Source organism: Microbaculum marinum (assembly GCF_037855135.1).
In the GTDB taxonomy this organism is placed as follows: domain Bacteria; phylum Pseudomonadota; class Alphaproteobacteria; order Rhizobiales; family Tepidamorphaceae; genus Microbaculum; species Microbaculum marinum.
Map to the genome: position 1 here is coordinate 599,211 of NZ_JAZHOF010000003.1, position 20,516 is coordinate 619,726.

A 20,516-nucleotide genomic window follows, 5' to 3' on the forward strand; every position below is an offset into this window, starting at 1 on the left:
GCATGAACGCCTTAGAAGGCGGGATTCGATCCTGCGCGATTCACCACACCAGCCGCGTCATGGCGGCGCGCGGCTCGACCCCGGCCTCCCGGAAGGACCGCTCCAGCGTCGGCAGATCGAGAGCGGCGTCGCGGACCATTTCGTTGCCGTGAATGCCTGACGCGATGAACAGTGCGTCCAGTCCCGATGACATGGCCCCGGCAAGATCGGTGCGCAGACTGTCGCCGATTGCCAGTACGCGCCCTCGCTCGACCGGGTGTCCGGCGGCCGTCCGCAGCCGTGCCAGCGCCTCGTCGTAGATCGGGGCGTGCGGCTTGCCGGCCCAGTGCACCGTCCCGCCCAGTTTCTCGTAGGCGTCGGCCAGGGCGCCGGCGCAGTAGACCAGCCGGTCGCCCCGCTCGACCACCGCATCCGGGTTTGCGCAGATCATTTCCGCGCCCGACGCGCGGAAGCAGGCAAGCATTTCGCGATAGTCGTCGGGGGTCTCGTTGTCGTCGTCGAACAGACCGGTATTGATGACCAGTTCGGCTTCGTCGGCATCGACCATATGCAGGTTCAGCCCTTCGAAGACCGCACGGTCCCGCTCCGGCCCGAGATGGAAGGCCTTGCGATCGGCGCGCTCCGCGACCATGGCATGGGTCAGGTCACCGGAGGTGACGATGTCGTCGTAGGAGTGGTGCGGCACCTTTAGGTGGTCCAGCAGCTCGCGTACCGACGCGGAGGGACGCGGCGCGTTCGATATCAGCACGACGCGGCCGCCGCCCTCCCGGAATTGGTACAGCGCCTCGCAGGCGTCGGGCCACGACCGGACGCCGTTGTGGACGACGCCCCAGATGTCGCAGAGGATGCCGTCGTATTCCGACAGGAACTCGCGCGCCTGCAGCAGGACCCGCGGCGGCCCGGCCGGAAATCCCGATCCTGGAGTCAGCAGCCTGCCCCCCCGGTCACGCGGAAGTTAAGCGTCGGCCGCCCCGCCTTCATCACCGTCACCTCGCCGGAGGTCACGGGCACGTCCTCCGGCTCCGTCGGCTCGCCGAAGTCCACCTCGACGACCACCCGGACGCCGTTGTCGGGCGTGTCGAACACCTGGCGCGGATACTGGCCGTAGCCCAATGGCTCCCCGTCCGCCGTCGTGCGCTCCAGGATCACGAGCGACCCGTCGAGGATCATCGCTGCCGGCATGGCGCCGTTGGTGTCGTCAGCCAGCGCATCGACGAATATGACGTCCTCTTCGCCCTCCCGCGACAGGAACAGGCCGCAGCCGGTCTGGAACGGCAGGCTCGCCACATCCAGCGGTGCGACGGTCGGCATGTCGCCCGTCGCCTGGCTTGCCGGCGTAGCCGTCGAAGACGTGGTGATGCGCGAGGTGTCCTTGGTCGGCTGGGCGGGCTTGGTCGCCTCGACGATCGGCTCCACGCCGAGTTGGTCGAGCGCGTCGGGCACGACCAGGACGTAGGCCACGGCGGCCGCGATCATCACCGCGACCGCGGCGAAAAACAGGCGAGTCATATCCGTCTATTCCGGCAGTACAGCACGTCGCAGACCTCGACCCGGCTCAGTCGATGGTGTCGAGGAGCCGGCCGAGGCCGTCGAACAGGCCTGCCATCTCGTCGCGCGAAATCGTCAACGGCGGCGACAAGGCGATCGTGTCGCCGGTGACGCGGATCATGATGCCGTGGTCGTGGAAGGCCCTGTCCATCGCCTCGTAGGCGCGCGCGCCCACTGCGCCGGGGCGCGACTCCAGGTCTATCGCCGCAACGAGCCCGATGGTGCGGATGTCGACGACGTTGCGCTTGTCCTTCAGGCTCATGGCGGCGTCCGCCCACTCCTCCTCGAGCTCGCCGGCCCGCTCGAACAGACCCTCGTCGCGATAGACATCGAGGGTTGCCAGGCCGGCGGCAACCGCGATCGGGTGAGCCGAGTAGGTGTAGCCGTGGAACAGCTCGATGACGTGCTCCGGTCCGTTCATGAAGGCGTCGTAGACGTGCTTGCGGACAATCACGCCGCCCATCGGAACGGTGCCGCTGGTGACGCCCTTGGCAAAGGTGATCATGTCGGGCACGACGCCGTAGCGCTCGGCGGCCGTGGCAAAGCCCAGACGGCCGAAGCCGGTGATGACCTCGTCGAAGATCAGCAGGATGCCGTGCTTGTCGCAGATCTCGCGCAACCTCTTGAGATAACTCTTCGGCGGCGGCAACACGCCCGTCGAGCCTGCCATCGGCTCGACGATGACGGCGGCGACGGTGGAGGCGTCGTGCAAGTTGACGATCGATTCAAGGCTGTCGGCGAGGTGCCCGCCCCATTCCGGCTCGCCGCGGGTGAAGGCCTGCTCGGCCCGGTTGTAGGTGTGCGGCAGGTGGTCCGTGCCGGTCAGCAGGCCGCCGAAGAACTTGCGGTTGTTGACGATGCCGCCCACCGAGATGCCGCCGAAGCCGACGCCATGGTAGCCGCGCTCGCGGCCGATCAGCCGCGTCTTCGACCCCTTGCCCTGTACGTTCCAGTAGGCGAGCGCGATCTTGAGGGCGGAATCGACGGCTTCCGATCCGGAATTGGCGAAGAAGACGTGGTCGAGATCGGCCGGCGCGAGCATCGCAAGGCGGGTGGCGAGCGCAAAGGCCTTGGGGTGGGAGAACTGGAACGACGGCGCGTAGTCGAGTTCGGCGGCTTGTTTCTGGATCGCCTCGACGATCGGCTGGCGCGCATGTCCGGCATTGCAGCACCAGAGACCGGCGGTAGCGTCGAGCACGGCACGGCCGTCCGGGGTGTAATAGTACAGATCCTTCGCCCGGGAGATCAGGCGGGGGCTCTTCTTGTATGCCCGGTTCGGCGTGAACGGCAGCCAGAAGGCCTCAAGGTCGTTGGGGGAAAGCTCCGCCGAAGTGTCGAGATCGTGCGCGACGGACATCTTGTTCTCCTTGAAGGCGTACACGTGAGGGTGCGTCGGTGGGCGCGATGCTAGCAGAGGGTCGAAGCGGACGAAACCGCTCGGCCCCGCCCCTCCGAAACCGTTTCTTTACCCTAATCGCGGATTAATCAAGGCGTTCGCGATCGTCGCCCGAAGCGGAATGCTCTTCAGGGTGCGGGGTGGTCTCAGGGGTCCGTCCGGTTCATGGCATCGGCCGATAGTTCGTCAATCCTGTCTCGGGTCCTGGTCGTCGACAGCGATCCCGTGTTCCGGCGCGTCGTTCGCGAACAGATCGCCGCGACGTTCGGGCGGGGTGCCGTGGTACTCGAGGCCGACGTGCTGGCGGACGTCCCCGGCCTCCACGCCGACACCGCCGACGTCCTGCTGCTCAGCGTCGGATCCCCGCATACGGATGTCGTCGCAGAGGTGGCGCAAGCCAGCGGGCATCTCCCCGTCGTTGCGGTGAGCGCTACCGGATCGCTCTCGCTTGCCGTCTCGGCCATGCGTGCCGGGGCCGCGGACTTTCTGGTGAAGCCGGCCCGGAGCGACGTCCTGTGTGCGGCAATCCAGCGCGCTGCCTCCAGACGTCGCCATACGAATTCGCCGATGGCCGTGCCGACCGCCGACTTCGAGCGCTTCATCGGCCGCTCCGACGTCATGCGGGGCGTCTTCGAGATGATTTCTCGGATCGCACCCTCCAGGGCCCCGGTCTTCGTCACCGGCGAAAGCGGTACGGGCAAGGAACTGACGGCCGAGGCGATCCACGCGAGATCCGGTCGAACCGGCAAGTTCGTCGCCATAAACTGCGCGGCAATCCCCCGCGATCTCATGGAGAGCGAGATCTTCGGCCATGTCCGCGGCGCCTTCACCGGCGCCCAGGACGACCGGACCGGGGCTGCCGAGCTCGCCGACGGAGGGACGCTGTTCCTCGACGAGATCTGTGAGATGGAAGCCGACCTGCAGACCAAGCTGCTTCGCTTCATCCAGTCGGGGACCGTGCGAAAGGTCGGCGACACCCGGCTCAAGCCCGTGGACGTGCGGTTCGTCTGCGCCACCAACCGCGATCCGACGGTCGAGGTCGGCGAGGGACGGTTCCGCTCCGATCTGTACTACCGCCTGCATGTTCTGCCGGTGCACCTGCCGCCCCTGCGGCAGCGGCGCGACGACATCCTGCCGCTCGCCGAGGCGGTGCTCTCCGCCTTCGCCGAGGAGGAGGGCCGCCGCTTCACCGGGTTCGACGCGCGGTCGCGGGCGTTGCTGCTCAACTTCGACTGGCCGGGCAATGTCCGGCAGCTCCAGAACGTCGTCCGCCGCGTCGTGGTCATGAACGACGGCGATGAAATCGCGGCGGAAATGCTGGCGATGGCGATGGCGCATGCCGGCTACGGCGGCGACCGGCCGGTCGCGCAGCATGGATCGGCGTCGATCGCCGCGCCGACAGGCCGGCCGGCCGGGATCGAGCCGTTCTGGCTCCAGGAAAAACGCATCATCGAGGAGGCGCTCTGCGCTCACGGTGGCAATGTCGGCCGGGCGGCCGCTGCGCTCGGCATCAGTCCCTCGACGATCTATCGCAAGAAGCAGGGCTGGACGGCGACGAGCTCCGCGGCCTGACGTTAACCCCCTGCGGCGGCGACGCTTGCGGGTTGCGTCGGTATTGCGCCAATATGGCCCAAAATGGGGACGTCGGCATGCCGGCAGTCTGCCATACGGGGGCCAGATGACGTCAAACCTGCTGGGTGCCGCGATCGGGGCGGCAACACTTCTGCTCGCATTCGCACCGGCCGTCACCGCCGACGATCTCTCGACACTCTCGGCGGAGGCCCGGAAGGCGGTCGCGGAGGGCAGGACGGTCGAGGCGCTGGATCTCGCCGACCAGTTCAGCCGCGCCGTCTGGGACGCAGCGCCGCTCGCGTTCAGGCAAACGATGCTCGTCGATCACGAGCCGACTGAATACGGCGCGCAGACGCCGCGTGCCGACAATGTCTATGGCGTCGACGAGGAAATCCACCTCTACGTGGAGCCCGTCGCGTTCGGATGGACGAAATCCGGCGACGGATGGGAGACCGACATGGTCGCCGACGTGCGGGTCTCGCAGGCCGACGGCACCATCATCGCCGGCCACAAGGCGTTCGCGACGTTCAACATCAAGTCGCCGGGCCGCGACCCAGATGTCTTCCTGACCCTGACTTACGTATTCGCCGGCCTGGGTCCGGGAGACTACGTCGTCTCCACCACGCTGATCGACAAGGTCACCGGAAAGTCCGGGGCCTTTTCCACGCCGATCACCATAGAATAGAAGCCTACCCGGCCTCGATCGTCACCCGGTCGGGATAGAAGGCGAGGTGGCCAACGATGTCGGCAACCGCGGAGAACGGTGTCTCGTAGGACCACACCGCATTGTCGCCGGCCTGTCCCAGCGCAGGTATCGAGTAGTAGTTCGCGTCGCCCTTGTAGGGGCAATGGGTGGTGTGCCCGGTCGGCTCCAGGAGGCGCATGTCGGCGTCTTCCCGCGGAAAATAGTAGACCGGCGGATAGGAGCTTTCCCGCATCATCAGCGCATGCGTGGTTGAGACGATCACATCGTCGCCGACCTTGACCCTCACCACGCCGGCAACAGGTTCGATGGTTATGGGATGGTCGGGGCCCGGGAGTTTCATCACTCTGCTCCGCGCATCGTTGCAGGTCCACAAGACAATATTGGACTCGGCCGGCTATCCGTCCAGATCCATCTTCTCCAGCGACGCCAGCGCCGTGCGGATCGGCGGCATCGCCAGGGCTGCGACGGTCAGGACCCCGTAGGCGGCGGCGATCGTCAGCGGCAGACCGACGCCGCCCAGGCCCGTCATCGCCGCACCCGCCGCCCAGGGGCCGAGCAGCGCGCCGATCCCCCACATCACGCCGAAGGCGGAATTCGCCGCCACCAGCCGTGCGCCGGTCAGGTGCTGGCCGATCAGTGTCACCGCCAGCGTGTAGACGCCGAAGGCAAGCGCTCCCCAGACGAACAGGAACAGATAGGTCGCCGGATGCGTCAGCGGCAGGACGGGCAGCGCCACGGCGCCGGCAAACGCGACCCCGGCCAGGATCGCCAGCAGCAGGCGGCGGTTCATCCGATCGGCAAGCCAGCCGATCGGGTACTGAAGCACCACGTTGCCGATCACCAGCAGCGACAGCGTGGTGGCGGTGGTCAGTTCCGTCAGACCCCGGTCCATGCCGTAGACGGCCCATAACGAGAACGCTGCACCATCGAAGAAGGCGAAGGTGAAGACCGACAGCAACAGCACCGGGATGGCCAGCATGACTCGCGGCAGTTCGCCGACCGGCACGTGCTCGACCGGCGGCGAGGAATGGCGCAGCCGCCAGAGCGGCAGCCCGAGCAGCAGGTAGATCACCGCCACAGAGCCGAAGGAGTAGGCGCCTTCGAACCCGACCAGGGGGACCAGCAGCGGGCCGAGCGCGAACATCCCGGAGATCACCGTCGTGTAGGCCCCGACGATGCGCCCGCGCTGCGCATTCGGCGCCAGCACGTTGATCCACACTTCGCAGATGACGAACAACGCGTTGGCGCCAAATCCGAGCAGGAAGCGCAGGATCGCCCAGACGTAGAGATTCTCGGTCATGCCGAGTGCGGCGATCACAGCCGCCGTACCCAGGAGCGCGACCGCTGCCAGTCGCCAGGCGCCGATGGTTGCGGTCAGCCACGGCAGCATGAAGGCGCAAATTAGAACGCCCAGCCCCTGTACGGCGGCCTGGGTGCCGATCACCACGGTCGACACGCCACGCGCCTCGAGGTTCAGCGCGACAGCCGGATAGGTGTACCCGACGGACAGCCCGAAGGCGCCGATCACCGCCATGACGGCGGCGAGTTCGGCGATCGGCAGGCCCCGCCTCGGGAGCAAGGATGTGGCGGCCCCGGACATCAGGCACCCGTTGTGAAGTGGCCGGCCCGCACTATCGGAAGGGTCGCCTCCAGGCAATCCGAATCAGGGCGGAGGGGTGGTAGAGTTCGGGGATTGCGGCGATCGCGATTCGAGGCACCGGGGGCAGCAACGTTGAGCGAACAACCATCCCGCAGCATCTGGACGCGGCCGCTGCGGATCCATATCGGCCTGGTTCTGGTCGGGATTCTCGTGGCCACGACGGTCCCGGACCTCTGGATATCCTACAATCGCGGACATCAGGCGGCCTACGAGGCGATCGATCTCGAGATGGAGTCGCTGGCGGAACGCCTCATCGATCGCTACCAGATCGCCTTTTCCGACAAGCTGGCCATGGTCCAGGTCGGCGCGGCCCTGGATGCGATGCGTTCAAGTCCCCCTGCCGATCTCGATGCAAAGCGCAGGTTCATGTTCGAGGTTCTGGAACTTGCGCCCGGGCTCGAGGGCCTGTTCGCCGGATACCCGGACGGCCGATTCCTGCGGATCGTCGGACTGCGGGAGGGCTCGCCCTGGATCGACGACCTGGACCCGCCCGACGGGTCGGCCGCCGCGATAGAGATGATCATTCCCGATGCGGGAGGCCGCCCGACGGTCCGTTGGACCTACCTGGACGCCAACGGCGAGCCGATGTCGTTCCTTCCTGCCCGGCCGACCACGTTCGATCCGCGCACGCGTCCCTGGTATGCCGAGGCAGTCGAATCCGAAGGCCCCATCGCGACTGCGCCATATCTCATGCCGCTCAGCGACGCCTACGTGAAGACGGTCGCCGACAGGCACAGGGAGGATCCCGGCGTGGTGATCGCGGCGGACGTGCTTCTGTCGTCGGTCGCGAAATTCCTCGCCGACGAGCGCATTTCCCCCAATGCGGAAACCTACGTCTTCGATGACGAGGGCAGACTCATCGTCCACTCCGACCAGGCCCTGATGGCCGAACTCGTCGAGACGGCCAAGGGCGAGTTGCCGGATGATCACGCGTATCTCGAGGAACACGACCCGTTCCTGCAGGACGTCGTCCGCCTGCTGGGGGAGGTGGGCTCGGGTGAGGCCCACTTCGAGATCGCCGGCGAGACCTTCGAAGTGCTGTTCGTGCCCGTCGACTTCCTGTCGGTGCTGAACGGCTACACGTTCGCGGCCGTGGCGCCGCGGGCCGACTTCACCGTGCAGGTCGAGGCCGAACTTCGGCGTGGTCTGATGCTCACGCTGGTGATCCTTGCCGCAGGGATCATCGTCTCGATCTTCGTGTCGCGGATGATCAGCGGGTCACTGGCGCGGCTGAGCGGCGAGGCGCTGCGTCTCAAGGAACTGGAATTCAGCGAGCCGGCACCCTTCAATTCGCGCATCTCCGAGATCAACAACCTGGCTGCGGCGATCGCCGCGGCGCGCACGGCGATCCGTTCGTTCGCGCACTACGTCCCGCGCGAACTGGTCAAGCGGATCGTCGAGTCCGGCCTGTTCGACCGGAAGGCCGCCGCGCGGGAGACCGTCACCGTCATGTTCACCGACATCAAGGATTTCACGACGATCTCCGAAAACAACGAACCTGAGGCGGTCGTGGCGCTGCTGTCGGACTATTTCGAGCTGATGAACAAGGGGGTCGAGGACAACGGCGGGACGATCATCCAGTTCATCGGAGACGCGGTCTACGCGATGTGGAACGCCCCCGTCGCCGATCCCGACCACGCCGCCAACGCCTGCCGCTGTGCTCTGGATCTCGAGCGGGCGATCCATGTCTTCAACGCCGCCCAGCGCGCCGCCGGACGTCCCGAACTGGTCACCCGCATCGGGGTCCATACCGGCCCTGCCGTCGTCGGCAATGTCGGGGCTGAGGATCGCCTGCAGTACACGGCAATCGGCGATACGATAAACGTCGCCGCCCGGCTGGAGGGGCTGAACAAGGAATACGGCACGACCATTCTCGTCAGCCGCGAGACGCGCGAGAGGTGCGGCGACCGTTTCGTCTTCGCCGATCACGGCGGGACAAGGGTCAAGGGCCGCGCCGTGCCGGTAGAGATCTATGAATTGCGTCCTGCGGCGGCTTAAGGTCGCTGCTTCGCGCGGCACAGAGCCAATCGAATCCAATCACGGAGTATGCGAATGATTGTCGAGATGGTCAGTTTTGATCCCCCCGCCGGCGCCACGCAGGACGACATCCTCGAGGATGCGCGCGGGGTCGTCGAGCACTGGCGCTCCAACCCGGATCTGATCCGGAAGCACTTCGTCCGGGGAGAGGACGGCAGGCACGCCGGGATCTACATCTGGCCGTCGCGCGAGGCCGCGCAGAAGGCTCACGATGCCGCCTGGATCGCCCGCTTCAGGGAACGTACCGGCCAGACGCCGACGATCACCTATTTCGACATGTTCATGCTGATCGACAACGAGGCGGAGAAGGTCACCGAGTTTCCGATTCCGTGACCCTGCCGGGAGTCCACGTCGCCACCGGCGGCCCAATCTACCCCGAGGTTTCGACCCAACTCAGGTGACCGCCAGTCCGGCGGTCGCCATCTCGCGTTGCCGATCCGCACACCAAGATTCGGTCTTTTCCCACCAGTCCCCCAAGGCATCGATGAGAGGGACCAGTTCCTGTCCGGCGTCCGTCAAGTCGTATTCCACCCTCAGCGGATAGCCTTCGAATTCGGTGCGCCGGACGATGCCGGCATCCATCAGCTTGCGCAGTTCGAGCGTCAGCATCCGGTGTGAGATCGTGGGATTGTCCCGCCGCAGATCGCTGAACCGCCTGGTGCCGTCCTTGAGATAGTAGATCAGCAGGCTCGGCCAGCGTCCGCCGAGAACCTGCATGACCTCTTCGATCGGGCATCGTGAGACGAGTGTTTTCATGGCCGCTCGTGGTTACAAAAAGGTGCGTAATTTACCGGCACGGCAGATCCGTTAGGTTCCCACTGCGCTGCGCAGCGTGATCATCAGAAGTCACGGAGAAACAGAACATGGAACCCATACTACTCTACGGCTTTCCGTCGGGAAGCTCCATGGGCCTCGTCGCCGCCCTGGAATGGCTTGGCAAACCTTACCGACTCTGCCGGGTACACATGCTGGGCGAGATGCGCGAACCGGCCTATTCCCGGATCAATCCGCGGTTCGAGTCACCCGCCTTCATAACCGACAAGGGCGAGGTGTTGACGGAAACCTTGGCCATCGCCGCCTGGCTGGAGGCGCGGGACCCGGAGCGGCGCATCAGTTTCGATCCGCTGACTCGCGCAGCCGACGAGATGCACCGGCTGATGGCGTTCATCAATACGGGCTTTACCGCCGCATTCGGTCCGCTATGGGCGGCGATGGAGATGGACCCGCCGAATCCCGCAATGCAATCGGCCCTGCGGCAATGGGGGCGCGACTGCGTGACCGAACGCCACGACCGGCTCGAGGAGTTGATCGGCGACACCCCGTTCCTGATCGCGGACCATCCTACACTGGCCGACGGCCTGTTGGCGGGCGTTGCGCGCTGGCTCGAGGTCCACGAGGTAGCCGACAGGAACCGGTGGCCGGAACTCTCCGCCCTCCGGGATCGTATCGAAGCCGATCCGGCCGTCGTCTACGCCATGGCAATGGAAGGTGGTCGAAGCGAGACGGTGAGCAGCGCCTGCGTTGGCCACCTGACGCTTGCCGACGTGACACGGCAATTCGGCAGCTAGGCGAACGAGCGCGGGGCGACGACCTGTGTCGGAGGCCCGCGCTCCACCCTCCCTCCCGCGTATTGGCCGCGTTCCGACGCGGCAGGCATGCACGTTCGGTGATAGGCGCGCGCGATGTGCCGTGGTATTGGCGCCTCCAGATTGTTGCGAATGCCCGCTTGTCCCGAAGGATCGCCAGATGGTCGAGGTCCGTACAGCCGACGCAGCCGCGTCCCTGCGCCCGGCGATGGTCGTGGCGCTGTCCATCCTTCTGCTGTCGGCGATGGATGCGCTGGTCAAGAGCATGGGGCCGACCTACCCGATCCTTCAGCTGGTCTGGCTGCGCTACGTGTTCGGCGCCGTCTTCGCAGTGGCGGCCTTCGCGGCCACCGGCCCCCATACGATCAACCTGAAATCGATCAAGACGAACGCCTTGCGCGCCGCCATTATGATCGTGGCGGCAGGATCGTTCTTTTTCGCGATCACGCGCATGCCGCTCGTGGAAGCGGTAACGCTGTCGTTCACCGCGCCGATCTTCATGGTTCTCATCGCCCGCATCGTGCTCGGCGAGCCGATCACCTCGCGCGCAATCTTCGGCGTGATGATCGGTTTCGCCGGCGTCCTCGTCGTCGTCGCCGGCGATATGGGCACCGGCCGCACCCTGATGCCGCTGGGCGTCGCCGCGGCGCTGCTGGCGGCGGTCTCCTACGCGCTCGGCATCATCCTGCTGCGCAAGCACTCCGCCCACGACGCCATACCGGTCATGGTGTTGCTTCAGGCTGCGTTCGCGACGCTCATGCTGACGCCGTTCGGGCTCGTCGCGTGGTCCGGCGTATCGATGGCGGAACTCGGCCGCTTCGTCGTCATCGGTTTGCTCGGCACCGTCGGACACCTGCTGATCGCCTGGGGGTTCAAGCACGCCGAGGCCGGCAAACTGGCTCCGCTCGAATACACCAACCTGCTCTGGGCCACGATTTTCGGCGTGCTGTTCTTCAGCGAGCGCCCGGCGATGACGACCCTGGCCGGGGCCATGCTGATCATCCTGGCGTGCCTGATCGCGACGAGGTCGGGGCGGCCGATCTTTCCGCGCCGCCGGATTAACGCTCCGGGAAGCTGATCGCCCTGGAAATCCGCTTGGAGGTCCTTGCGACACGCAAGGCGGGAGCCCACCTCTGGGTCACCCTCTTGACAGGCAAGGGCACCGCGCTTATCTCGTGCGCCGTCTGCTGGCACTCTGATCAGATGAGTGCTAACAGTCGTCCCCTTAGTCTCAACAACCCAGTGGCCCAAAGGGCTATCCAATTGGAGGAGCTACGTTTCATGCACTTCCGTCCCTTGCACGACCGTGTGCTTGTGAAGCGCATCGACGAGGAAGCGAAGACCTCGGGCGGCATCATCATTCCGGACACCGCCAAGGAAAAGCCGAGCGAAGGCGAAGTCATCGCCGTCGGCCCGGGTGGCCGCGATGAAGATGGCAACCGCATCGACATGGATGTCACCGTCGGCGACCGCATCCTGTTCGGCAAATGGTCGGGCACCGAGGTGAAGATCGATGGTGAGGACTACCTGATCATGAAGGAGTCCGACATCATGGGCATCGTCGACGTCAAGAAGTCCTCGAAGAAGAAGGCCGCGTGACCACCCCGGGTGGACGCGGTTTTTTTGTACCCGAGAACTCCAGGTAGAAGAGGTAATCAGCAATGGCTTCGAAAGAAGTTAAGTTTTCCGGCGACGCACGCGAACGCATGCTGCGCGGCGTCGACATTCTCGCCAACGCGGTGAAGGTGACGCTCGGCCCGAAGGGTCGCAACGTCGTCCTCGAGAAGTCGTTCGGCGCGCCGCGGATCACCAAGGACGGCGTCACCGTCGCCAAGGAGATCGAGCTCGACGACAAGTTCGAGAACATGGGCGCCCAGATGGTGCGCGAAGTGGCCTCGAAGACCAACGACATCGCCGGCGACGGCACCACCACCGCCACGGTGCTGGCCCAGTCGATCGTGCGTGAAGGCGCCAAGTCGGTTGCCGCCGGCATGAACCCGATGGACCTGAAGCGCGGCGTCGATCTTGCCGTTGCCGAGGCCGTCAAGGATCTCGAGAAGCGCTCGAAGAAGATCAAGACGTCCGAGGAAGTCGCCCAAGTGGGCACGATCTCCTCGAACGGCGACCGCGAAGTCGGCAACATGATCGCCGAGGCGATGCAGAAGGTCGGCAACGAGGGCGTCATCACGGTCGAGGAAGCCAAGTCGCTCGAGACCGAGCTCGAGGTCGTCGAGGGCATGCAGTTCGATCGCGGCTACCTGTCGCCGTACTTCATCACCAATGCCGAGAAGATGATCTGCGATCTCGAGGATCCCTACATCCTCCTGCACGAGAAGAAGCTGTCGAACCTGCAGGCAATGCTGCCGGTGCTCGAGGCGGTCGTGCAGTCCGGCCGTCCGCTGCTGATCATCGCCGAGGACGTCGAGGGCGAGGCGCTTGCCACGCTCGTCGTCAACAAGCTGCGCGGTGGTCTGAAGGTCGCCGCCGTCAAGGCGCCGGGCTTCGGTGATCGCCGCAAGGCCATGCTGGAGGACATCGCCGTCCTGACCGGCGGCCAGGTGATCTCCGAGGACATCGGCATCAAGCTCGAGAACGTCACGCTCGACATGCTCGGCAAAGCCAAGAAGGTTAACATCACCAAGGAAGAGACCACGATCGTCGATGGGTCCGGCAAGAAGAAGGACATCGAGGGTCGGGTTGGCCAGATCAAGGCCCAGATCGAGGAGACGACCTCCGACTACGATCGCGAGAAGCTGCAGGAGCGGCTGGCGAAGCTCGCCGGCGGCGTTGCGGTGATCCGCGTCGGCGGCGCCACCGAGGTCGAGGTGAAGGAGAAGAAGGACCGCGTCGACGACGCCCTCAACGCCACCCGTGCGGCGGTCGAGGAAGGCATCGTTCCGGGCGGCGGCGTCGCGCTGCTGCGCGCCAAGGCCGCGGTCGCCAAGCTGAAGTCCGACAACTCGGACATGATGGCCGGCATCAAGATCGTCCTGAAGGCCCTCGAGGCGCCGATCCGTCAGATCTCCGAGAACTCGGGCGTTGAGGGATCGATCGTCGTCGGCAAGGTGCTCGAGGCGAAGGCCGACAACTTTGGCTTCAACGCCCAGGACGAGACCTATGGCGACCTCGTGGCGCAGGGCATCATCGACCCGACCAAGGTCGTGCGCACCGCGCTGCAGGACGCCGCTTCGGTCGCCGGCCTGCTGATCACCACCGAGGCGATGGTGGCCGAGCTTCCGAAGAAGGAAAGCCCGGCTCCGGCGATGCCCGGTGGTGGAATGGGCGGCATGGACTTCTGAGGAAGTAAGGTACGTCGAGAATACCGGGGCGGCCCAACGGGCCGCCCTTTTTTTATCCTCCTGTTGGCGGCGGCCCAATGTGCCGCCCTTTTTTGTCCACGTATTGGCGGCGGCCTGCGGGTTCCTCTTTTCCGTGTTCCGAGGAAGGTCGACTTACGCATAGGTTGCGGGGACCCGCCAACTCTGGTTCAATTTCCCTTACGGAAGATTGGCCGGAGGGGGACGTTTCGGATGGCGTGGGGGAAGCCGCGCCGGCGCATCTGCATCGCGCGTTGGCGGACGACATGTCTGCTCTCTGCTGCCGGACTGGCACTGAGCTTCCCGCTGCAGGCGCCGGCCGGAACCGAGCTCCCGCCGCGCTGGCATCTGTTCTTCGGCGGCGACAGCGCCGCAGAGTCCATGTTCGGCCACGCCGGTCTGGTCTGGGCGCCCGTCGACGATCTTCACCAGACCGGATGGCGGCTGCGGGCCATCGCCGGGGGTGGCGAGTTCGCGTACCTCTCCGGATCGACCAGGATCAGCGGACGCCTGTTGACCGCGGCCGTCATGCCGGGCTTCGAATGGATCGGCGACGATGCCGGCGTGACCATCTACGGCGGCGCCACGGTCCAGGACCAGACGACCCGTCCCCATGATCCGGGCAAGTCGCGGCAGGGCACGCGGTTCGGGGCGAAGGCCCGCATCGAAGGATGGTTCCGCCCGACCTCCGACGTCGTTCTCAACGGTTCGGGGTCCTATGCGACGGCGGCGGAAAGCTATACCGCCCGCATCTCCGCAAACGTAGCCCTGTCGCCGCACTTCGCGCTGGAGCCGGAGATGGCGGCCTTCGGCGAACCCGGCTACGATCAGCAGCGCTACGGGCTGCTTGTCGAATACCGGCACGACCGGCAGCTGACGCTCAAGCTCGGCGGCGGGTGGGCGATCGAGCCCGACGACGACGGCCCCTACGTCGCCTTCCAGGTCAAGACATGGCGCTGACGCCCGTTGCCTACCGCAACACGATCCGGAACAGCAGGAAGATGGCCGTCTTGACGATGGCATAGACGACGCCTGCCGCGACCGTCGCGGCGATTGCGGCGATCAGCAGCCCCGTTAGCACGGCCAGGCCGTCCTTCTGCAACAGCCCGAGCGCAAGCACGACGATTGCGGTGGCCGGAAGCAGGTTGGCAAAGGGAATCGGCAAAAGCAGGATCACCGACAGCACGAGGCACACCACTCCGACGGCACGCATCGCGCCGGGCGACGTCAGCCACAGCCAGCGCGGCGACAGCAGCCGTTCCGCCCGCGCGACGGTCGGGATCAACGGGCCCATGACGGCCCGAAACTCGCCGGCGGCGACGGACCGTCTCCCGATCCAGCCCGGCAGCCAGAGAGTCCGGCTGCCGGCCGCCATCTGTGCAGCGACGAAGGCCATCGGAATGCCGAGGACGGTCGACACGCCGATCAGCGGCAGCGGCACGATGTTCGGCAGCGCAAACAGCAGCAGCAGCGCGCCGAATGCACGATCGCCGAAGGCGACCAGCAGATCCTCCAGGGACACCCGCCCGTCTCCGGCCGTCCGGGTGATCTGCCGGAGAACGCGCGACAGGCGTGGCCCCGGCCGCGGCCGGGCGCGCCTGCGAAGTCGCGGCAGGACCGCGTCGGTCGCCGTCACGCCTCGCGCTCCGGATCGCCTGGCGGCTGGCGCACTCGTCCGCCCAGTCGAACCGCCGCGAACCCGACCAGATCCCCGGCCGTCACCGCACACCAGGCCAGCAGCCGCAATACCGGAAGCACCAGGGTGCCGGTCACTTCGGCGAGGAGGAGACCGCCGGCCGCCCCGCCCAGGACGCCCGTGCCTGCCTCGAAGACCGACTCCGACATCACCGCGCCCGGCAGCGCGCAAGACAGGCCGATCAGGATGCCGGCGATGCGCCTGCTGCGCGGTCCCTTCGCGATCAGAAGTGCCGCGGCGATCATGACGAGCCAGGCCAGCGGATTGACGAATGCCCCTGCGAACTGGCCCAGGGCCGTCCCCCCGAGCGCCCAGCCGTCGGACACGGTCATGCTCCCGTCATTCCTTCGCCGGCGGCGCCGCGCGGCAAGGCCTCACGCCACGGTCCCGCCGGCGCGCCCGGCGATGGCCGCGACCGCCACGCGGACCAGTCCGAAGACGACGGCCAGTCCGGCGACTGCCGTCAGCGCGTCGCCCCAGAGAGGAAGTGGCAGCAGGAAAGCGGCCCCGACGAAGAAGCACACCGCCCCCGCGATGCATCCCGTCAAGGCGACGCTCACCAGCATCACGACGGATTCCCTGTCGACCCAGGCCGGCCGCTGGGGCCACCGGTACAGCCTTGCCGTGAGCGAAAAGGCGGCAAAGACCGCAGCCAGCGCGACGACGGCGACGAGAAAAGTCATGGTGAACCTGACCTCGAAACGGGCGCCGTCCGTTGCGGACGAGCGCACACAGCCACGCGAGACGCCCTCGCGCACGGCTCGAGGCGGATGTGTTCGGCTTGCCGATCGCGTTGCACCGAAGGCCGCAAGACGCGTCTTGCAGGCCGCGCCCGGTGTCGCCTGTCAGGCCGGACTCTCCGTCCGACGGGCGCTACGCCGCGCCCGAATTGCGGCAAACGCGTGGCCGAGCGCGCGTGCGGATAATTATTTTTGCCCCTCTTCCGCAGGATCGGCGCCGGTCCGATATTCGCGTTCGCGGATGCCGTCGTTTCAGCCGTGCTCCGCTCGCACCATCGTCTTCGAGGACACCCGCATGAACGCCACCGCCACCGTCGGGGCCGGTCCCGCGCCCAGCCAGCCCGTCGCGAGCGCACTTCTCCCCGCTATCGTCAGCACGGTCGGAATGACCGTCCTGGTCGGATCCGAAGCCCTGTTCGCCGCGGTTGCGCTCGACTGGGCCGGCGGCGGTCTGCTGCATCTTCCCGCCTCCCTCCATCTCGCACTGGGAGCGGTGCCGGTGGCGGCCGCCATGTACGCGACCTACTGGGTGGCGCGTCGCACCTGGCAATACGAACGGTCCGAGGCGCTTCTGTCCGCCGCCGGCCCCGCCTAGGACCCTTCCGCGATCGGCACCTAAACCACGCCGTACGTGATCAGCAGGTGGACGAGCATGTTCACTGCGATCGCGAGCACGAAGAGCCCGTACAGCCGGCGGTGCAGCCGATCGGGCACCCGCGCGTTGATCCGCGTGCCGAACGGCGCCGCCACCATCGCGCCGATCGTGATGAAGACGAACCCGAGCAGGTTGACGTATCCGAACTGCCCGGCGGGAAGGCCCTCGACGCCAAGGCCGCCGATGATGACGACCGCGAGTGCCGGCCCGACGATGGCCGGTGCAATCGCAGCCGACGTGCCGACGACCCTGTCCTTCGGCAACCCGCAGCCGCCCAGCAGCATCACGTTGAAGACGCCGCCCCCAAGCGCGATCAAAGCCGAACCGGCTCCGACCACCGTCTGGATCAGTGTACCGAAGATGTTGACCGGCGCCTTCGACAGCAGGTGGATGCCGGCGGGCCGCGCCAGCGAGATGACGCCGATCGGCATGATCAGCACGACATAGGCGATCTCCACGACGTTCGAATGCACGTTGATCGCCGCGACGGTCCCGACCACCGCGCCCGCGAAGGCGCCCGGCGCGAACCATCGCCAGATATCCCAGTCGACGTCGCCTGCCCTGGCATGGGCGCGCGCAGCGGCCAGCATCGTCGGTAGTGCGGTGGCTAGCGAAGTCGCCAGCGCGACGTGCATCCGCATCTCGGGCGGGATGGCCAGCCAGCCGCCGAGGAACAGCAGCAGCGGCACCCGAATGACGCTGCCCGTGACGGCGAAGAACCCGGCGATGAACCCGGACGCCAGGCCCATGGCGAGCATGACGGCGATCACGAGCACGAGGTGCTCCGGAGTCGTCGAATGGAACAGGTCCGCCCCCTCCCCCGCCGCGCGGTTCGCCGGACCCTTCTATATCACGGCTGGCCGCCCAGCCGAGAAACGACCTTGTCGTAGAGCGGATTGCGGGCCTGGAAGACGTAGTCTACCTGTCCGACGGTCACCGCCTCGGCGTCCGCCTCGCGAAGATAGTCGATCAGCCCGTACAGCGTGTCCGTCGGGCAATGGAGCAGCAGCGGCCCGCCCTTTTCGACTCCGAACGGAGCCTCGCAGCCGAACCGGCCGGCGGCTTCCTCGAACACCCTGCGCCCGTCGCCGGGGACGCTCGCCCGCACTTCGCGCACGAGACGGGCGCGCTCCTCGGCGGCGATGCGGTCCAGAAGGATGCGCAGGGCCCGGCGTCGCGGCTCGTCCCACTCGGCCCGCAGCGCCGCGACGAGATTGGCCTGGCTCATCAGGATGACGCCGTCGTCGAGCACCTTCAGCGCGTTCGCCGCCAGCGTAGCCCCGGTCGTCGTGATATCCACGATCAGGTCTGCGGCGCCGGAGGCCGGCGCCCCTTCGGTCGCCCCCAGGCTCTCGACGATGACGTAGTCGCCCACCGAATGCTCGGCGAAGTACTTGCGCGTGAGATTGACGTACTTGGTGGCGACGCGAAGCCGCCGGCCGTGACGTGCGTGGAACCCCTGTGCGACGTCGTCGAGGTCGGCCATCGTGCGGACGTCTATCCACATCTGCGGCACCGCGACGACGACGTTTGCACCGCCGAAGCCGAGCGGCGTCACCAGTTCCACGGCGTCGTCGGCATCCGCGATCACCTCGCGGACCAGGTCTTCGCCGGTGATGCCGAGGTGGACGGCGCCGGCGGACAGCTCGCGAGTGATCTCGGAGGCCGACAGGAACAGCACCTCGACCCCGTCGATGCCGGCGATCGCACCGCGATAGTCGCGGTGGCCGCGCGACCGCGTCACGGCGAGGCCGGCGCGCGCGAAGAAGGCGTCGGCGTTCTCCTGCAGGCGTCCCTTCGAGGGAACGGCGATCAGCAACGGCGCGCTCATGCCGCCTCTCCCCCGGTCAGCCGGTCGACCCAGATGGCGCAGCCGACGGCGGGAATCTCGCCCGGCGCGCCGAGCCGGCCGAGCAGCCTGTCGTAGCGGCCGCCGCCGACGACCTGGCCGATCTCGCGCCGCGTCGGGTCGAAGACCTCGAAGACGAAGCCGGTATAGTAGTCGAGCCGGCGGCCGAAATCGGCGGCAAAGCTCATCCGCTCCAGCGGCACGCCTCGCTCCGCCATGGTCAGCAGCCGCTGGGCGAAGGCCACGAGCTGCTCGTCGAGGTCGAGGCGGGCGCTCTGGGCCAGTGCGGTGAACGTCTTCAGCGCGTCCTCCGGATTGCCGGCCACGGCAGCCGCCCGGAGCAGCACGTCGCGGGCATCCGGGTCGAGGCCGCCGTCGGTGGCGAGCTGGGCCTGCTCGATCAGCCGGTCGGCAATCTCCTGCGGGCTGCGCCCGCCGATCGGCGCGATGCCGGCGACCGCTACCATCTCCTCGACCGCGGACCGGGCTGCGGCCGGGTCCGTGCGCGCGAGGCCGGCCAGGTAGGCGCCGCGCCCGTCGGCATCGGGCTTCGGCGCCGCGCTCAGCACCTCGGCGACGCCGCCGGGCCGTCCGAACGCGGAGCGCAGGCGGCGCGGCCACGGCTCCGGCAGGTTCAGCGCCTCGACGAAGGCCATGAACAGACCCGGATCGCCGAGACGGATCTCCGGAGCGGTCAGTCCGAAACGCCTCACCGCCTCCAGCGACAGGGCGACGATCTCCGCGTCGGCGTTGTCACGGTCCTCGATGCCGTAAAGCTCGATGCCGGCCTGGTTGAATTCCCCCGGCGAGGACTGGGCCGGCCGGTAGCGGAAGACAGGCCCGAAATAGCTGTAGCCCGCCGCCCGTCCGGCCGAGGGACCGGCCAGATGCGCGAGGCTGACCGGAATGGTATAGTCGGGCCTCAGGCACAGTTCGCCGCCGGAGGGGTCCTGCACGAGATAGAGCCGCCTTCGGATGTCCTCGCCGGACAGGTCGAGGAACACCGATGCCGGCTGCAGGATCGCCGGCTCGGCGCGCGTCAGCCCGCGCTCGGCAAACAGCGCCAGCAGCTCGTCGACGGCCTTGTCGGGTTCGGCGGGCGGGGTCATGGATCCTGGTCTCGAACGCTCGCTACAGATTCGCGGCCTTTTAGCAGGCGCGGGGGTGGATGGCGACAGCCATCGGCCGCTGCCCGCCCTCGTGGTTCGAGACACCTTGCTGACGCAAGGTTCCTCACCATGAGGGATGCTCTTGAGCTTCAACACGCCGGCACATTCCTTGAGCCTCATGGTAAGGAGGCCGCGTCAGCGGCCGTCTCTAACCACGAGGCGCTGGCGTAGGTCTATCCACGGCGAAGGGCCAGCTCGCGAAGCCTCTCGAAATCGCTCGAAATCAGGGCCTCCTTCTTCGCCCGGCTCCAGCCCTTGATCTGGCGCTCGGCGGCGATCGCATCGTCTGCCCGGGGGAATTCCTCGGCGAACACCAGTGTGACGGGGCGGCGGCTTTTGGTGTACCCGCCATACGTTCCCTGGTTGTGTTCGGCGACCCGCCGTTCGAGTGAGGTGCGTGTGGTGCCGGTGTAGTAGGAACCGTCGGCGCAGCGCAGGATATAGACGAAAACCGGCTTCACGTGTGACCCGCCCTCGTGGTTCGAGGCGATCGCTGACGCAATTTCCATGTAACTTGAACTCCGCCGTTTCTGGCATACTGCTGGAAGCGGTGGCGGGCGGGAGACCGTCGCTCCTCAGGGACGC

General features: G+C 66.9%; 23 protein-coding genes. 10 read left to right on the plus strand and 13 right to left on the minus strand.

Features of this window, described 5'->3' with window-relative positions:
• Positions 1-40: 40 nt before the first annotated feature.
• From V3328_RS09910 to aptA, 3 genes are read right to left on the minus strand one after another with little or no spacing between them, the layout of a single operon-like run.
• Positions 41-931, minus strand: coding sequence for a TIGR01459 family HAD-type hydrolase (locus V3328_RS09910; RefSeq protein ID WP_340329514.1), 891 nt, complete (start codon positions 929-931; stop codon positions 41-43).
• Positions 925-1,509: a hypothetical protein gene (locus tag V3328_RS09915; protein WP_340329477.1), complete on the minus strand. Its 585-nt coding sequence runs from the start codon at positions 1,507-1,509 to the stop codon at positions 925-927. Before V3328_RS09915 ends, V3328_RS09910 begins: the two co-directional genes overlap by 7 nt.
• A 46-nt stretch (positions 1,510-1,555) precedes the next feature.
• A complete protein-coding gene (aptA, locus tag V3328_RS09920; protein WP_340329478.1) occupies positions 1,556-2,905 on the minus strand; it encodes an omega-aminotransferase AptA in 1,350 nt (449 codons plus the stop codon).
• 204 nt (positions 2,906-3,109) lie between these two features.
• Between aptA and V3328_RS09925 the strand changes: the two genes are divergently transcribed.
• Both V3328_RS09925 and V3328_RS09930 read left to right on the plus strand, forming a co-directional pair.
• Positions 3,110-4,516: a sigma-54-dependent transcriptional regulator gene (locus V3328_RS09925; RefSeq protein WP_340329479.1), complete on the plus strand. Its 1,407-nt coding sequence runs from the start codon at positions 3,110-3,112 to the stop codon at positions 4,514-4,516.
• A gap of 106 nt (positions 4,517-4,622) precedes the next feature.
• A complete protein-coding gene (locus V3328_RS09930) occupies positions 4,623-5,201 on the plus strand; it encodes a hypothetical protein (protein WP_340329480.1) in 579 nt (192 codons plus the stop codon).
• Positions 5,202-5,205: 4 nt separating this feature from the next.
• On the opposite strand, the gene V3328_RS09935 is transcribed toward V3328_RS09930, so the two are convergent.
• Together V3328_RS09935 and V3328_RS09940 are read right to left on the minus strand one after the other, a co-directional pair.
• Complete coding sequence (locus V3328_RS09935; RefSeq protein ID WP_340329481.1) at positions 5,206-5,562, minus strand: DUF427 domain-containing protein; 357 nt, start codon at positions 5,560-5,562, stop codon at positions 5,206-5,208.
• Between the two features lie 54 nt (positions 5,563-5,616).
• Entirely contained in the window at positions 5,617-6,801 is a 1,185-nt protein-coding gene (locus V3328_RS09940; RefSeq protein ID WP_340329482.1) for an MFS transporter, read from the minus strand.
• 153 nt (positions 6,802-6,954) lie between these two features.
• Here V3328_RS09940 and V3328_RS09945 point away from each other — a divergent pair, with 153 nt between their 5' ends.
• Both V3328_RS09945 and V3328_RS09950 read left to right on the plus strand, forming a co-directional pair.
• The gene (locus V3328_RS09945; protein WP_340329483.1) at positions 6,955-8,880 is read left to right on the plus strand and encodes an adenylate/guanylate cyclase domain-containing protein; all 1,926 of its coding nucleotides are present in this window, start codon (positions 6,955-6,957) and stop codon (positions 8,878-8,880) included.
• Positions 8,881-8,934: 54 nt separating this feature from the next.
• On the plus strand, positions 8,935-9,252 hold the full coding sequence (locus V3328_RS09950) for a hypothetical protein (protein ID WP_340329484.1): 318 nt from the start codon (positions 8,935-8,937) through the stop codon (positions 9,250-9,252).
• 60 nt (positions 9,253-9,312) lie between these two features.
• Here the strand turns inward: V3328_RS09950 and V3328_RS09955 are convergent, their stop codons facing one another.
• A complete protein-coding gene (locus tag V3328_RS09955) occupies positions 9,313-9,675 on the minus strand; it encodes a winged helix-turn-helix transcriptional regulator (RefSeq protein WP_340329485.1) in 363 nt (120 codons plus the stop codon).
• Positions 9,676-9,782: 107 nt separating this feature from the next.
• Between V3328_RS09955 and V3328_RS09960 the strand changes: the two genes are divergently transcribed.
• The 5 genes from V3328_RS09960 to bcsS all read left to right on the plus strand — a co-directional run bounded on the left by V3328_RS09960 (position 9,783) and on the right by bcsS (position 14,782).
• On the plus strand, positions 9,783-10,487 hold the full coding sequence (locus V3328_RS09960; RefSeq protein ID WP_340329486.1) for a glutathione S-transferase family protein: 705 nt from the start codon (positions 9,783-9,785) through the stop codon (positions 10,485-10,487).
• A gap of 178 nt (positions 10,488-10,665) precedes the next feature.
• Entirely contained in the window at positions 10,666-11,583 is a 918-nt protein-coding gene (locus V3328_RS09965; RefSeq protein ID WP_340329487.1) for a DMT family transporter, read from the plus strand.
• Between the two features lie 203 nt (positions 11,584-11,786).
• Positions 11,787-12,104, plus strand: a complete 318-nt coding sequence (groES, locus tag V3328_RS09970) for a co-chaperone GroES (RefSeq protein WP_340329488.1) — start codon at positions 11,787-11,789, stop codon at positions 12,102-12,104.
• A gap of 62 nt (positions 12,105-12,166) precedes the next feature.
• Positions 12,167-13,804, plus strand: a complete 1,638-nt coding sequence (gene groL / locus V3328_RS09975) for a chaperonin GroEL (RefSeq protein WP_340329489.1) — start codon at positions 12,167-12,169, stop codon at positions 13,802-13,804.
• A 231-nt stretch (positions 13,805-14,035) separates the two neighbouring features.
• Positions 14,036-14,782: a cellulose biosynthesis protein BcsS gene (gene bcsS / locus V3328_RS09980; RefSeq protein ID WP_340329490.1), complete on the plus strand. Its 747-nt coding sequence runs from the start codon at positions 14,036-14,038 to the stop codon at positions 14,780-14,782.
• 10 nt (positions 14,783-14,792) lie between these two features.
• On the opposite strand, the gene V3328_RS09985 is transcribed toward bcsS, so the two are convergent.
• From V3328_RS09985 to V3328_RS09995, 3 genes are read right to left on the minus strand one after another with little or no spacing between them, the layout of a single operon-like run.
• Positions 14,793-15,458 (minus strand): exopolysaccharide biosynthesis protein, encoded by a 666-nt coding sequence (locus V3328_RS09985; RefSeq protein ID WP_340329491.1) that lies wholly within the window; start codon positions 15,456-15,458, stop codon positions 14,793-14,795.
• Entirely contained in the window at positions 15,455-15,850 is a 396-nt protein-coding gene (locus V3328_RS09990) for a hypothetical protein (RefSeq protein WP_340329492.1), read from the minus strand. Before V3328_RS09990 ends, V3328_RS09985 begins: the two co-directional genes overlap by 4 nt.
• Positions 15,851-15,892: 42 nt before the next feature.
• Positions 15,893-16,201 carry a hypothetical protein gene (locus V3328_RS09995; RefSeq protein WP_340329493.1) on the minus strand — a complete coding sequence of 103 codons (309 nt, stop codon included), beginning with the start codon at positions 16,199-16,201 and terminating at the stop codon, positions 15,893-15,895.
• Between the two features lie 352 nt (positions 16,202-16,553).
• Between V3328_RS09995 and V3328_RS10000 the strand changes: the two genes are divergently transcribed.
• Positions 16,554-16,853 (plus strand): hypothetical protein, encoded by a 300-nt coding sequence (locus tag V3328_RS10000; RefSeq protein ID WP_340329494.1) that lies wholly within the window; start codon positions 16,554-16,556, stop codon positions 16,851-16,853.
• Positions 16,854-16,873: 20 nt separating this feature from the next.
• Here the strand turns inward: V3328_RS10000 and V3328_RS10005 are convergent, their stop codons facing one another.
• The 4 genes from V3328_RS10005 to V3328_RS10020 all read right to left on the minus strand — a co-directional run bounded on the left by V3328_RS10005 (position 16,874) and on the right by V3328_RS10020 (position 20,440).
• Positions 16,874-17,689, minus strand: coding sequence for a sulfite exporter TauE/SafE family protein (locus tag V3328_RS10005; RefSeq protein ID WP_340329495.1), 816 nt, complete (start codon positions 17,687-17,689; stop codon positions 16,874-16,876).
• A gap of 74 nt (positions 17,690-17,763) precedes the next feature.
• Positions 17,764-18,744 carry an ATP phosphoribosyltransferase gene (hisG, locus tag V3328_RS10010; RefSeq protein ID WP_340329496.1) on the minus strand — a complete coding sequence of 327 codons (981 nt, stop codon included), beginning with the start codon at positions 18,742-18,744 and terminating at the stop codon, positions 17,764-17,766.
• Complete coding sequence (locus V3328_RS10015) at positions 18,741-19,871, minus strand: ATP phosphoribosyltransferase regulatory subunit (protein ID WP_340329497.1); 1,131 nt, start codon at positions 19,869-19,871, stop codon at positions 18,741-18,743. The genes hisG and V3328_RS10015 overlap by 4 nt, the downstream gene beginning before the upstream one ends.
• A gap of 233 nt (positions 19,872-20,104) precedes the next feature.
• On the minus strand, positions 20,105-20,440 hold the full coding sequence (locus tag V3328_RS10020) for a GIY-YIG nuclease family protein (protein ID WP_340329498.1): 336 nt from the start codon (positions 20,438-20,440) through the stop codon (positions 20,105-20,107).
• Between the last annotated feature and the right edge of the window lie 76 nt (positions 20,441-20,516).

Excerpts from the sequence above, each read along its gene's own strand:
- V3328_RS10000 (WP_340329494.1), top strand. The coding sequence starts at position 16,554 with ATGAACGCCACCGCCACCGTCGGGGCCGGTCCCGCGCCCAGCCAGCCC.
- hisG (WP_340329496.1), bottom strand. The coding sequence starts at position 18,744 with ATGAGCGCGCCGTTGCTGATCGCCGTTCCCTCGAAGGGACGCCTGCAG.
- V3328_RS09965 (WP_340329487.1), top strand. The coding sequence starts at position 10,666 with ATGGTCGAGGTCCGTACAGCCGACGCAGCCGCGTCCCTGCGCCCGGCG.
- V3328_RS10015 (WP_340329497.1), bottom strand. The coding sequence starts at position 19,871 with ATGACCCCGCCCGCCGAACCCGACAAGGCCGTCGACGAGCTGCTGGCG.
- groL (WP_340329489.1), top strand. The coding sequence starts at position 12,167 with ATGGCTTCGAAAGAAGTTAAGTTTTCCGGCGACGCACGCGAACGCATG.
- bcsS (WP_340329490.1), top strand. The coding sequence starts at position 14,036 with ATGGCGTGGGGGAAGCCGCGCCGGCGCATCTGCATCGCGCGTTGGCGG.
- V3328_RS09925 (WP_340329479.1), top strand. The coding sequence starts at position 3,110 with ATGGCATCGGCCGATAGTTCGTCAATCCTGTCTCGGGTCCTGGTCGTC.
- V3328_RS10020 (WP_340329498.1), bottom strand. The coding sequence starts at position 20,440 with ATGGAAATTGCGTCAGCGATCGCCTCGAACCACGAGGGCGGGTCACAC.
- V3328_RS09935 (WP_340329481.1), bottom strand. The coding sequence starts at position 5,562 with ATGAAACTCCCGGGCCCCGACCATCCCATAACCATCGAACCTGTTGCC.
- V3328_RS09955 (WP_340329485.1), bottom strand. The coding sequence starts at position 9,675 with ATGAAAACACTCGTCTCACGATGCCCGATCGAAGAGGTCATGCAGGTT.
- groES (WP_340329488.1), top strand. The coding sequence starts at position 11,787 with ATGCACTTCCGTCCCTTGCACGACCGTGTGCTTGTGAAGCGCATCGAC.
- V3328_RS09950 (WP_340329484.1), top strand. The coding sequence starts at position 8,935 with ATGATTGTCGAGATGGTCAGTTTTGATCCCCCCGCCGGCGCCACGCAG.
- V3328_RS09915 (WP_340329477.1), bottom strand. The coding sequence starts at position 1,509 with ATGACTCGCCTGTTTTTCGCCGCGGTCGCGGTGATGATCGCGGCCGCC.
- V3328_RS09990 (WP_340329492.1), bottom strand. The coding sequence starts at position 15,850 with ATGACCGTGTCCGACGGCTGGGCGCTCGGGGGGACGGCCCTGGGCCAG.
- aptA (WP_340329478.1), bottom strand. The coding sequence starts at position 2,905 with ATGTCCGTCGCGCACGATCTCGACACTTCGGCGGAGCTTTCCCCCAAC.
- V3328_RS09960 (WP_340329486.1), top strand. The coding sequence starts at position 9,783 with ATGGAACCCATACTACTCTACGGCTTTCCGTCGGGAAGCTCCATGGGC.
- V3328_RS09930 (WP_340329480.1), top strand. The coding sequence starts at position 4,623 with ATGACGTCAAACCTGCTGGGTGCCGCGATCGGGGCGGCAACACTTCTG.
- V3328_RS09995 (WP_340329493.1), bottom strand. The coding sequence starts at position 16,201 with ATGACTTTTCTCGTCGCCGTCGTCGCGCTGGCTGCGGTCTTTGCCGCC.